The following is an 11,842-nucleotide window of genomic DNA, read 5'->3' as shown; positions in this document are numbered from 1 at the left end:
AAAATAGAGCTTGTTTACAGCTTTTTTTGTTACCGAAATTCATACTTTTACAGACGTAGAGTTGATTTTGGTTAAAAACATAGATTCAATTAAAAAAGTGATTTCAACTATTAGTCGAAATCACTTTTTTAATCCTTCTTCTTGCTTGTCTATATAAATATTGCCCCATTGCTTTAAAGATTTCAGTATTGGAACAAAGTTTTCTCCAAGATCTGTTAAATAATATAAAACCCTTTTAGGACTATCATTTGTTTCTTCTCTTGCGACTAATCCATCTTTTTCCATGTCCCTAAGCTGCAGGGTAAGGATGCGCTGAGTAATGCCCGGTATCTCACGGCGTATTGCATTATAATACATGGGTGATTTTGATAATAAGGATAAAATGATACCTTTCCATTTACCACCCATAATATGCATCGCTAATTCAATTGGACAACCATGCTTTATGGTTACCGTACAAGGGCCGTATTGATCACTTTTAAATTCTGACATTTTCTCACCTCAATGGGTAGTAACAAAATTGTGCCTTCTTGTTACGCCTTTTTTTTCTTACTAAACTTATGATACCAAATAAATAAGGAGAAGGTGTATGCATTGGAATTTGTTCAAATCTCTGAACATGTTTATAAGCTTACTTCTGAAACCGTTGTTGGTATCCGAGTTAAAATCAATACATGGTACGTAGTGGAAGGGGAAGATGTTTATATCATTGATACCGGAATGGAAGACTATGCAGGTGCGCAATTGAATGCGGCAAAATCTTTAGGTTCTCCCAAAAGTATCTTATTGACACATGGCCATCTGGATCACATTAATGGTGCCAAGTATTTAAGAAATCATTTAAATATTCCTATTTACGCGCACGAAATTGAAATTCCGTTTATCAATGGTGAAAAGCCATATCCAAACAAAATAGAAGAGGAAACAACAGGGGTGGAATATCAAGTTGAAGGCTTAAGTGACAAGATCATTAAAAGGCTGCCCTTAGATGTATATTTAACACCCGGTCATACACCGGGACATGTAATATACCACCATAAAGATGACAATGTGTTGCTAACTGGAGACTTATTCTTTTCTAATGCAGAATCATTACATCCACCGATTCGAAAGTTCACAAATAATATGGATGAAAATATTAATAGCGGGCGAGTAATAGATAAAATTCAACCTTCTATCATTTCTTCATCACATGGTGAAGATGTCAAATACAAACATGATTTATATACCATTTATAAATTTATATATGAATAGGAGATAGAAAAATGAAAATACAATTATTTCAAATGGAAATTATAGAAGGAAAAGTTAAGCAAAACGAACGACGTATTCAATCCTTATTCCAAGAGAAGCTGGATGTAGACACTGATATTGTTGTGATACCTGAAATGTGGAATACGGGTTATGATTTAAAAAATGTATCCGAAAAAGCAGATATTGATTTAAAAAGAAGTTTTCCTTTTATTCAAAGTTTAGCAACCAAACATCAAGTGAACATCATTGCAGGTTCAGTTTCGAATAAAAGGAATGACAACATTTATAATACCGCCTTTGCGGTATCAAAAACCGGTGAGCTGCTCTATCAAAAAGATAAGATACATCTCGTGCCGATGTTGGATGAAAATCGTTATCTGACAGGTGGAGATAAAGTTCCAGAAGTATTTGAGATTAACGATATCAAAGCCAGTCAAATTATATGTTACGATTTACGTTTTCCGGAGATCACACGCTATCCAACGTCTCAAGGTGCAAAAATAATATTCTACGTTGCACAATGGACTGCCAAAAATATAGACCATTGGAGAACCCTTCTGAGGGCAAGAGGTATAGAAAATTGTGTCTATGTTGCTGCATGCAACAGTGTGGGGAAAGTGAATAATAAAAATCATGTCGGCAACACATACGCTGGACATTCAATGGTCATTGATCCAAATGGAAACATTATAGCAGAGGGGAGAGACCAAGAAGAGGCCATAACAGCAGCAATCCATATACACAAAGTTACAGAGCAACAAAAACGCATCCCCATATTTGAAAACTTGAGACCGGATGTATATAAACATGCAAAATAGAGATTTGTATACCATATATAGCTTATAAACAGAAAAAACTACTGTGTCTCACAACGGTAGTTTTTTCTTATGTAGAAACGCGAGTGAAGCTCGTTCAAAGGTGTTTTTTCTCCCTATTTATGTAATTTTAATTGAATATTATTCTCAATTAGGATAGGATGGTAATAGATTACGAAGTTTCTCCTTCTCATTTTTATGGAGATTCATAGTTTAACAAGAAGGAGGGGGCATCCATCGATACGATCAAGCGTTTCGCCTCATATTATAAGCCTTATAAAGGGCTGTTTATTCTGGACTTCAGCTGTGCGGTTTTCGTTGCTCTGCTGGAGCTTGCGTTTCCTGTCGCCATGAACCGTGTGATTGACGACTTGCTTCCAACGAACAACTGGCGCTGGATTTCCATCGCATGTATCATTTTGCTGTTTGTTTTTATTTTGAGCACGTTCATGAACTATGTGGTGACCTATTTTGGTCACCGGCTTGGAGTAGGGATTGAAACCGATCTTCGCAGAGATTTGTTTGCCAAGCTGCAGAGGCAGTCCTTTTCATTTTTTGATAACAATAAGACCGGCCATCTTGTTTCCGGTTTGACGAATGACTTAATGGATATCGGTGAAGTCGCTCACCATGGTCCGGAGGATTTGTTCATTGCCATGATGACAATTGTCGGCTCCTTTGCCATTATGTTTAACATTCATTGGCAGCTGGCTTTAATACTGGCTGTTGCGATTCCGATCATCATTTTTGTCTCTCTTTTTTACAGCAAAAAAATGTCCAAAGCGTTCCATACGATGTATGAAAAGATTGCGGGCTACAACGCCCGGATTGAAAACAACATCGGAGGAATCCGCATCGTGCAATCTTTTACAAAGGAAGAGCACGAAATCAACTTGTTCAAAGGCACAAACGCAGGCTTTCGCATTGCCAAGCTTGTTGCCTACAAAATCATGGCGTGGAGCAGTTCCATCAACTTCGCTCTCATGAAGATTATCTTACTGCTGGTTCTTGGCTGCGGATCCTGGTTTGTTATTAATGACCAAATGACCTACGGAGAGTTTGTCGCTTTCGTCATGCTGTCCAATGTCTTCATCGCACCGATCAAACACATCAATCAGATTCTCGAGCTGCTGCCAAAGGGGTATGCGGGCTTCAGACGGTATCTTGAGGTATTGGATATGGAACCTTCCATTAAGGATAAAGAAGATGCGATTGAGGTTGCCCATGTGCGTGGTGACATCGCCTTTAAAAATGTTAGCTTTGATTATGAAGAGGATCAGCCTGTGCTTGAGGATATCTCGTTTCGTGTTCGCGCTGGAGAGACGCTGGCTCTGGTAGGGCCATCTGGTGGCGGAAAAACCACGCTATGCTCTTTGATTCCGCGCTTTTATGATATTACAGAAGGAAAGATCACCATCGATGGTATGGATGTCCGTGACCTGACTTTGCAATCGTTGCGCAGCCAGATCGGCATCGTTCAGCAGGATATTTATCTTTTTGACGGAACGATTCGCGACAATATTATGTATGGAGATTTTGAAGCGAGTGAAGAGGTGCTGTGGAACGCAATCCGAAGCGCCCAGCTGGAAGAGTTGATCGAGAGTTTGCCTGAAGGACTAGATACAATGATCGGCGAACGCGGCGTGAAGCTGTCAGGCGGGCAAAAGCAGCGGATTTCCATCGCCCGCATGTTCCTGAAAGACCCGGCGATCTTGATTCTGGATGAGGCGACCTCCGCACTGGATACGAAAACAGAGCGTGCAATCCAGGCGGCACTCGACGAACTGTCAAAAGACCGTACAACCATTATCATCGCCCACCGCTTATCTACCATCCGCAATGCCGATAAAATCATTGTCGTCAAAGACGGACACATTCAGGAAGAAGGCAGCCATGAAGCCCTGGTTGCGGGTGAAGGAGATTATTATCAGCTGCTGCAGACGCAGATGGTGTAGGAAATGGTAATAACGCATTGAAAAAGCTGCCAATCGGCAGCTTTTTTTTGTGATTTTAGTAAAAATGTCTGATGAATAAGACAGCTAGTTTCAAAGAGTTTAGCGAACGTTGGATAATCTTGCTTTATTTTGTAATATAAATGTAATGGTGGTGCTATATTCCTGTTACCTTAGTGCTATATAGTTAGACAGGTAGAAAACAACAGGAGGAACACAACTCGATGTTAAAAAAGAATCTTCTGGCATTATTGTTGCTCGCCACAATTTTTACTACAGTCCTAATATCACCATCCAAGAGTGAAGCTGCTTCGACTACATACCACACAAAAGCCATTTCTGTCGCTAAGTCTAATCTGGGCGTCCGCTATCTTTGGGGAGGCATGTCTCCAAAAGGGTTCGACTGCTCCGGACTTGTGAAATACTCATATAGCAAATCAGGAAAAACGCTGCCTCGTACTGCAGCTGAAATGTATAAAAAAGGAACAAAGGTAAAATCTCTAAAGGTCGGCGATCTTATGTTTTTCGCACCTAACAGAGCTTCAAGACCTACACATGTTGCCATGTACATGGGAAGCGGAAAAATGATTCAGGCTGCCACCTCTCATGGAGTCTCCATCACAACAACAAGCAACAGCTACTGGCACCCGCGCTATATTGGCGCAAAAAGAATATAATTTTTCAAACCGCTCACCTTGTGGGCGGTTTTTTATAATTTTTTTCATCAATTTTAGGTTCTAAAAAAACAACTTGGCCATACGATAAAATGATGGCGCTTACATTTAAAGAATATTCAAAATTCATAATAAACTTATTGACTTGTCATTTTTAAGCTGTTAATCTTAATTTTAAAATTGATCAGAAAATTCAATGACGAGAACAGTAGGATAATATTTTTGTTCCAAAGAGAGCCGGAATGGGTGGGAGCCGGTGAACAAACATTATCTGAAAATCATCTCTGAGAAGCAAAGCTGAACTATGAAGTAAGCTTTGTCGGTAGTTTCCGTTAAAATGTCGGTTGACTAAGAGCCGGAGCCTGCTTTCGCTTCGGAACTAGGGTGGTAACGCGAGCCAAACTCGTCCCTAAAAAGGGATGAGTTTTTTTATTGAGTAAAAAATATGGGTTTTTTATTGAGTAAAAAATATGAGTTTTTTTATTGAGTAAAAAAATATGAGTGTTTTTATTGAGTAAAAAACGAACGGGAAAGGAAGAGGAACATGGAACAGGTACAGCAAAAACAAAGAACGGTGCTGGTCGAAGACATTATGATCGCCAATCAGCGTATCAAAGATGTGGTCCTTCATACCCCTTTGCAATATAATCCTTTATTATCCGCACAGTATGACTGTAAATTATATTTGAAACGGGAGGACTTGCAGGTGGTCCGTTCCTTCAAGATCCGCGGGGCGTATAACCGGATCAAGAAGCTCAGCCCGCAGGAGCTCGCCAACGGCATCGCTTGTGCGAGTGCCGGGAACCATGCGCAGGGTGTTGCCTATTCCTGCCACCTCTTGCAAAGCAACGGCAAGATTTTTATGCCAACCACTACGCCGAAGCAAAAAGTGAACCAGGTAAAATTCTTCGGCGGCGAGCACGTTGAGGTGGTACTCACAGGAGACACGTTTGACGATGCCTACGAACAAGCGATTGCCTGCAGCCGCGAGGAAAACCGGACGTTTATCCATCCTTACGACAATGAGGACGTGATTGCCGGGCAAGGGACAGTGGCAGTGGAAATTCTGAATGACTGTGAGGAAAACATCGATTACATGTTTGTCCCGATTGGAGGAGGGGGACTGGCAGCTGGAATGGGCACATTTATGAAGAGTGTGTCTCCGCAAACAAGGCTCATTGGCGCGGAGCCGGCTGGGGCGGCAGCGATGAACGAATGCATGCTTAAGGGAAAACATGTATGCCTCGACCGTATTGATCCGTTTGTGGATGGTGCTGCTGTAAAAAATGTAGGGGAAATTACGTATGAAATCTGCCAGCAGATTCTGGACGATATCGTGGTCGTACCTGAAGGGAAAGTCTGTTCCACACTCTTATCGCTTTATAACAAGAATGCGATTGTGGCTGAACCGACCGGATCGCTTGCACTTGCTGCACTGGACGAGTATGCCGAGCAGATCAAAGGCAAAACCGTTGTTTGTGTTGTGAGCGGAGGGAACAACGACATCGGCCGCATGCAGGAAATCAAGGAACGTTCCATGATCTATGAAGGCTTGCAGCATTATTTCATTGTTCATTTTCCACAGCGGGCCGGTGCGCTTCGTGAATTCCTGGATGAAGTTCTCGGACCGGATGATGACATTAACCGATTTGAATATACGAAGAAAAACAACAAAGAAAGCGGGCCGGCCTTGGTCGGCATCGAATTAAAGCATAAAGAGGACTATCCGGAGCTGATCGAGCGGATGAACCGCAAAGGATTTGCCTATCAGAATGTGAATCAGGACAAAACATTGTTTCAGCTCCTGGTCTAAGGGAGGACGACAGCGTACAGAAATGTGCGCTGTTTTTTTATGGAAGGAAGAAGAACATATTTACTATTCTCTGAAAACTCTTTAAAATAAGCGAAGATAAATGACGGGGCTGCCGGCAGTCCATGGGGGTACATCATGTTCAAGAACTTTAACATATTTGCAAAGGTCAATTTGCTTATTGTGGCGATGCTTCTCCCTATTCTTCTTTTATACATATACTCTAACCGCGTGGGGACCGATGTGGTAGAAAACGAAATCAGCAAATCGAGTAAAAGCCAGCTCATTTACTTTCAAAACCAGCTTGATGCCAATATCAATCGCCTGTCGCTTTTTCCAAACCTTCTGGTTGAGGACCCCGACGTGCTGCGGCAGCAGAATGAATTTCTGAAAAGCGACATCCTTGATTTGGATGCCATTACCGTGATTAAGCAAATCCAATACAAATTGGGGATTCTGTCAAACTCAACGAACTGGAGAAATCTGCTCTACGTGTATTACCCCAGTGTCAAAAAAGTAATATCCACTGACCCTTCTGCCTCTTACCAAAAGCGCATGGACCATCCCAACCGCAAGCAAAAATCAGGAGTTGGCTTATGACTTCCTGAAGTTCTTCTCCACGACCAACAAGATTCAGGAGATTGCAACAAAGGGTGGCTTATTCCCAACGTTAAGTACCGTGTATACGTCGCCTCTTTTCACCGAAGCGGATAATTATTTAACAACCAAAAAATCTGGCAAATCTTTGCTAATGAAACGAAGGAGATTAAAGCAGCAAATTATACTGGAAACTATGCCATTGCAAAGGATGAAGCGGTTAAAGCTCAATCCGAAATCCTGACAAGTGGTAAAGACATTCCAACCGCATTAAAAGCAGCGGAGAAGCGCCTGGAAAACCGGTTAAGCCAAAGGAATAAGGGTAAGGGTTGGGAACTTCCCAGCCCTTTTTTTGAAGGGAATTCTGCTCATGCCTGAAGGCTTTTTGTTTTCAAGCATTTTGTCAACCATTGGAACGCTTCAGTTATTTGATGAGCCTATGAATCTGACCAAGGGGGGCCGGCTGATTCTACGATGACACTTGGTCTTTATATCTACCAAAATGGCTTTGAATACTTTGATTCCGGCTATGCGTCAGCGATTGCTTATGTAGTCGTCATCATGGTCGCTGTTCTTTCATTTCTTCAATTTAAAGTAACGGGGGAGGATTAAGATGAATGTTATCGAAAAAGTAACACTGAATAATCCACAGGCTCTGCCGTCAAAGGTAAAAACACGAAAGAAAAAAAGCCTTTTCAGACAAAGCGGAGTCTATCTCTTTCTGGGACTGTTTGCCTTTATCTCGATCTTTCCGTTTTACTGGATGATCATCGGAGCGACCAACCATTCCGGAAAAATGTTTACAAGTCCGCCGACATTGCTTCCGGGCAAGGAATTTATGTCGAACCTTTCACATCTGAATGAGGCAGTCGGGATTGGCCGGGTTCTGTTTAACTCTGTCTTTGTTTCGTTTCTTTTTGTGATATTGGCACTGGCGATTTCAACAGCCGCAGCCTATGTTCTGGCGAAGTTTGAATTCAAAGGCAAGAAGACGATCTTTACGGCTTTTTTGCTGTCCATGATGATCCCGGGGCAGGCCACTATGATTCCGTTGTTCAAAATGATGTCAGATTTTCACTTGCTCAATACGTACTTCGCTTTGATCGCACCCAGCCTTTGTTTTCCGTTTGCCATTTTCTTAATGAGACAGAATTTGATGGCTTTTCCTAACGAGCTGATGGAGTCTGCCCGTCTGGATGGCGCGAGCGAACTGCGGATATTCCTGTCGATCGTATTGCCGTCCATGAAACCGGCTCTCGCAGCGACCGCGATCTTTTTATTCATGTCACAGTGGAACAACTTTATGTGGCCGTTGGTGGCAACCACATCCAGTGAAATGTATACGTTTCCAGTGGCTATCGCAAGCCTGATGGGAGTCACCATCGCTACCATTCCGATGATTATCTTTTTCCTGACCCTGCAACGCCATTTTATCTCTGGGATGCTTGGGTCTGCCTTAAAGTAGTGTTTATTTTATAAAAATGAGCAGAGGAGTGAAGAAGTTGAACACAAAAAATGATTGGGAAAATCTTTCGATCCTGCAAAGGAACCGGCAGCCTGAACGCTCGTGCTTTACACCCTATGAAGATAAAGCATCAGCATTATCTTATGAAAAAGGGAGATCTGGCAGGTATCAGCTGCTGAACGGAAAATGGAAATTTTATTATGCAAAGCAGCCGGCACTGGCGCCAGAAGGCTTCCAAAAGGATGAGTTTGATGTGACAGCATGGGATGAGATTTCCGTACCTTCCAACTGGCAGATGAATGGTTACGGACGGCCTCACTATACAAATGTGCAGTATCCGTTTCCTGTTGATCCGCCTCATATACCTGATGAGAATCCTACGGGTTCTTACAGACGGGACTTTTATGTATCCGACAGCTGGAAAGATGACACCATCGTCCTCCGGTTTGAAGGGGTGGACAGCAGTTTTCATGTATGGGTAAACGGTGAGGAAGCGGGGTACAGCCAGGGCAGCCGTCTTCCGTCAGAGTTTGACATCACCTCTTTGGTCCGAGACGGTCAAAACACCCTGGCGGTACAAGTCTATCAATGGTCTGAAGCGAGTTATATAGAAGATCAGGATATGTGGTGGCTGAGCGGAATTTTCAGGGATGTATCTTTAATTTCACAGCCTCGGGTTCATATGAACGACTATTTTATCAGAACAGAGCTGGACGAAAATTATCAGGATGCGGTGCTTCATCTCGACGCAGTACTCCATAATCACAGTGAAGATCAGTTGAAAGACTATCGATTGGAAGTCGCTTTATTGGACTGTGATTTTCAGGCAGTCGACAATGTTCATGCTGGAGAGCAAGTAGCTGTGGATGCGTTCGGGGAGACCCGCCTGTCCATTTCACTGCCCGTAGAGAACCCTGAAAAATGGTCTGCTGAGTACCCTTACCTGTATCATCTTCTTCTGACACTAAAAGATGATCAAGGAAATACGATTGAGGTGATCTCAGCCAAGACCGGTTTTCGTTCGGTTGAGCTGAAAAACGGATTATTCCTTGTTAACGGAGTACCGATCAAGCTGAAAGGGGTTAACCGGCATGATCATCATCCGGACTTCGGGCGAGCGGTTCCGCTGGACTGGATGATCGAAGACGTCAAGCTGATGAAGACGCATAACATCAATGCTGTAAGAACCTCACACTATCCAAACGATCCGAAGTTTTATGACTTGTGTGATGAATATGGACTGTATGTAATAGATGAAGCGGATCTCGAATGCCATGGTTTTGTGTTTACCGATAACGCACACCAGCTCAGTGAGGATCCGGAATGGCAGGAAGCATATATGGACCGGATGCGGCGAATGGTCGAGCGGGATAAAAATCACCCTTCCATTATCATGTGGTCTCTCGGCAATGAGTCGGGATTCGGACAAAACCATGTGGCGATGGCAGAATGGGCAAAACAAAGAGATCCATCACGTCTTGTCCATTATGAAGGAGAAGTACGTGAAATCATGGTGAAGGATGACAACAACCCAACAAGCGAACCTGTCGCTTCCGACGTGTTTACCACCATGTATACGGCAGTCGAGGTAATGGACCAATTGGGAAGCCGGACCGATTTGGAAAAGCCCCATATTTTATGTGAATATGCGCATGCCATGGGAAATGGGCCTGGAGGATTAAAGGAATATTGGGAAACGTTCTATATCCATCCCCGCCTGCAGGGCGGTTTCGTCTGGGAGTGGCTTGATCACGGCATTCGCCAACACACGCCGGATGGTGAAGAGTACTTTGCCTATGGCGGAGATTTTGGTGAGCAGCCACACGATGGAAATTTTGTAATCGATGGTTTGGTCATGCCGGACCATACTCCGTCACCTGCATTGGCCGAGTACAAAAAAGTCATTGAGCCGGTATTGGTGGAAGAGCGGGATTTGAAAAACGGAAAAGTTTCCATTCTCAACCGTTATGATTTTCTTTCACTTAATCACTTGCAGTTAAACTGGTCCATTGAAGCCAATGGCAAACGAATGAGCTGTGGAGTTGAGGTACTGGAGGATATTCAAGCTGGTGAAAAGAAGGAAGTAGTTGTTCCATATGCTCTACCAGCTGTCATTCAGCCTGGCACAGATTACTGGCTGAACCTTTCGTTTACCTTAGTCTTTGATACTGCATGGGCAAAAGCAGGCCATGAGATTGCCTGGTCCCAGTTCGAGCTTCCTGTTCAGTCAGAAGCACAGGTCATTGACAGACGTTTCATGCCCGATTTGAAAACAGTGGAAGAGCCACATAAAGTGCATGTAAAAGGCCCGATGTTTGAGGCCGTGTTTAACAAGCTGAATGGACGGATGGAATCATGGACACATGAAGGGACTTCTGTGCTGGAAAAAGGACCAAAGCTAAACTTCTGGAGGGCACCGATTGACAATGATTCTTTGGCAAATTCGGGATGGAAGGCGGTATCTTCCTATGACCAGTGGGTGGAGTTCGGCGTGAATCAACTGCAGCAGAAGTTGCTCTCTTTCACTTATAAGGGTTCTGCTGATGATAAGAGCGTTGTAATTGAGGCAAAGTACCGGATTGCACCGGCTAAGCTAAGCTGGGGGATTTCTGCAACGCTAACGTACGAAATTTATGGAAGCGGAGATATGCTAGTGAAAGCAGAGGGGCGGCCTGAAGGGAATTATCCTGCCACACTGCCGAGAATCGGACTGCAGCTTGAGCTGCCGAACGAATTGGATCAGGTGAAGTGGTATGGCCGCGGACCGGGGGAATGCTACATTGACAGCAAGCTGGCCGCAAGATTTGGAATTTGGACCACCAATGTAGATGGGCTTTACACACCATACGTGCTGCCACAGGAAAGTGGCAACCGGCACGAGGTCCGCTGGGCTTCGTTTACCAACCAACATAGCACAGGCCTGTTCGCAGGAGGAATGCCGGTAATTGATTTCGGAGCCTCCCGTTATGCAGTGGGAACCCTTGAAGCTGCCAAGCATACGTACGAGCTGGTAAAAGAGGATCATATTGTGCTGCATCTGGATTACCAGCAGCATGGGCTGGGATCTGCCAGCTGCGGACCGGATGTATTAAATAAATATCAGCTGCACACTGAAGATTTTCAGTTTGCCGTCCGCCTGAAACCTTTTAATGAGGGGCAAATGCCGGCGACGGAGCTTGGAAAGATCAGTTTTGAAGAAAAGGTTGGTACAGTGAATAACTAAAACGAACAGGATGACGCGGAAGTTCTGCGTCATCTTTTTTTATGAACATGAT

Annotated in this window: 11 protein-coding genes and 1 other annotated feature; of the genes, 10 read left to right on the top strand and 1 reads right to left on the bottom strand. The window is 43.6% G+C overall.

Annotated elements, in window-relative coordinates; translation table 11 throughout:
• Positions 1-120 precede the first annotated feature (120 nt).
• Positions 121-492 carry a winged helix-turn-helix transcriptional regulator gene (locus tag BLT53_RS15420; RefSeq protein ID WP_090236046.1) on the bottom strand — a complete coding sequence of 124 codons (372 nt, stop codon included), beginning with the start codon at positions 490-492 and terminating at the stop codon, positions 121-123.
• A gap of 102 nt (positions 493-594) precedes the next feature.
• Between BLT53_RS15420 and BLT53_RS15415 the strand changes: the two genes are divergently transcribed.
• From BLT53_RS15415 to lacZ, 10 genes are all read left to right on the top strand, one after another.
• Positions 595-1,254 carry an MBL fold metallo-hydrolase gene (locus BLT53_RS15415; protein ID WP_090236044.1) on the top strand — a complete coding sequence of 220 codons (660 nt, stop codon included), beginning with the start codon at positions 595-597 and terminating at the stop codon, positions 1,252-1,254.
• Between the two features lie 11 nt (positions 1,255-1,265).
• On the top strand, positions 1,266-2,072 hold the full coding sequence (locus BLT53_RS15410; RefSeq protein ID WP_090236043.1) for a carbon-nitrogen family hydrolase: 807 nt from the start codon (positions 1,266-1,268) through the stop codon (positions 2,070-2,072).
• A gap of 233 nt (positions 2,073-2,305) precedes the next feature.
• Positions 2,306-4,024, top strand: coding sequence for an ABC transporter ATP-binding protein (locus tag BLT53_RS15405; RefSeq protein ID WP_211516923.1), 1,719 nt, complete (start codon positions 2,306-2,308; stop codon positions 4,022-4,024).
• Positions 4,025-4,245: 221 nt separating this feature from the next.
• Positions 4,246-4,698 carry a C40 family peptidase gene (locus BLT53_RS15400; RefSeq protein WP_090236040.1) on the top strand — a complete coding sequence of 151 codons (453 nt, stop codon included), beginning with the start codon at positions 4,246-4,248 and terminating at the stop codon, positions 4,696-4,698.
• Between the two features lie 184 nt (positions 4,699-4,882).
• Positions 4,883-5,109 (top strand) — a binding site (T-box leader).
• Positions 5,110-5,239: 130 nt separating this feature from the next.
• Positions 5,240-6,508, top strand: a complete 1,269-nt coding sequence (gene ilvA / locus BLT53_RS15395; protein ID WP_090236039.1) for a threonine ammonia-lyase IlvA — start codon at positions 5,240-5,242, stop codon at positions 6,506-6,508.
• Positions 6,509-6,643: 135 nt separating this feature from the next.
• The gene (locus BLT53_RS15390) at positions 6,644-7,105 is read left to right on the top strand and encodes a hypothetical protein (protein WP_090236037.1); all 462 of its coding nucleotides are present in this window, start codon (positions 6,644-6,646) and stop codon (positions 7,103-7,105) included.
• Positions 7,095-7,346, top strand: coding sequence for a hypothetical protein (locus tag BLT53_RS25805; protein WP_170834368.1), 252 nt, complete (start codon positions 7,095-7,097; stop codon positions 7,344-7,346). Before BLT53_RS15390 ends, BLT53_RS25805 begins: the two co-directional genes overlap by 11 nt.
• Before the next feature lie 230 nt (positions 7,347-7,576).
• Entirely contained in the window at positions 7,577-7,714 is a 138-nt protein-coding gene (locus tag BLT53_RS25800) for a hypothetical protein (RefSeq protein WP_425284689.1), read from the top strand.
• A 1-nt stretch (position 7,715) separates the two neighbouring features.
• Entirely contained in the window at positions 7,716-8,567 is an 852-nt protein-coding gene (locus tag BLT53_RS15380; protein ID WP_090236036.1) for a carbohydrate ABC transporter permease, read from the top strand.
• 37 nt (positions 8,568-8,604) lie between these two features.
• The gene (gene lacZ, locus BLT53_RS15375; protein ID WP_090236034.1) at positions 8,605-11,790 is read left to right on the top strand and encodes a beta-galactosidase, LacZ type; all 3,186 of its coding nucleotides are present in this window, start codon (positions 8,605-8,607) and stop codon (positions 11,788-11,790) included.
• Positions 11,791-11,842 lie beyond the last annotated feature (52 nt).

It is taken from the genome of Fictibacillus solisalsi, assembly GCF_900103485.1.
Taxonomy (GTDB): Bacteria; Bacillota; Bacilli; order Bacillales; family Fictibacillaceae; genus Fictibacillus_C; species Fictibacillus_C solisalsi.
This window is presented reverse-complemented; position numbering and strand designations above follow the sequence as displayed.

What these genes read in the sequence shown, in the direction of transcription:
- BLT53_RS15400 (WP_090236040.1), top strand. Translation starts at nt 4,246, where the DNA reads ATGTTAAAAAAGAATCTTCTGGCATTATTGTTGCTCGCCACAATTTTT.
- BLT53_RS25800 (WP_425284689.1), top strand. Translation starts at nt 7,577, where the DNA reads ATGACACTTGGTCTTTATATCTACCAAAATGGCTTTGAATACTTTGAT.
- BLT53_RS15380 (WP_090236036.1), top strand. Translation starts at nt 7,716, where the DNA reads ATGAATGTTATCGAAAAAGTAACACTGAATAATCCACAGGCTCTGCCG.
- BLT53_RS15390 (WP_090236037.1), top strand. Translation starts at nt 6,644, where the DNA reads ATGTTCAAGAACTTTAACATATTTGCAAAGGTCAATTTGCTTATTGTG.
- BLT53_RS15420 (WP_090236046.1), bottom strand. Translation starts at nt 492, where the DNA reads ATGTCAGAATTTAAAAGTGATCAATACGGCCCTTGTACGGTAACCATA.
- BLT53_RS15410 (WP_090236043.1), top strand. Translation starts at nt 1,266, where the DNA reads ATGAAAATACAATTATTTCAAATGGAAATTATAGAAGGAAAAGTTAAG.
- ilvA (WP_090236039.1), top strand. Translation starts at nt 5,240, where the DNA reads ATGGAACAGGTACAGCAAAAACAAAGAACGGTGCTGGTCGAAGACATT.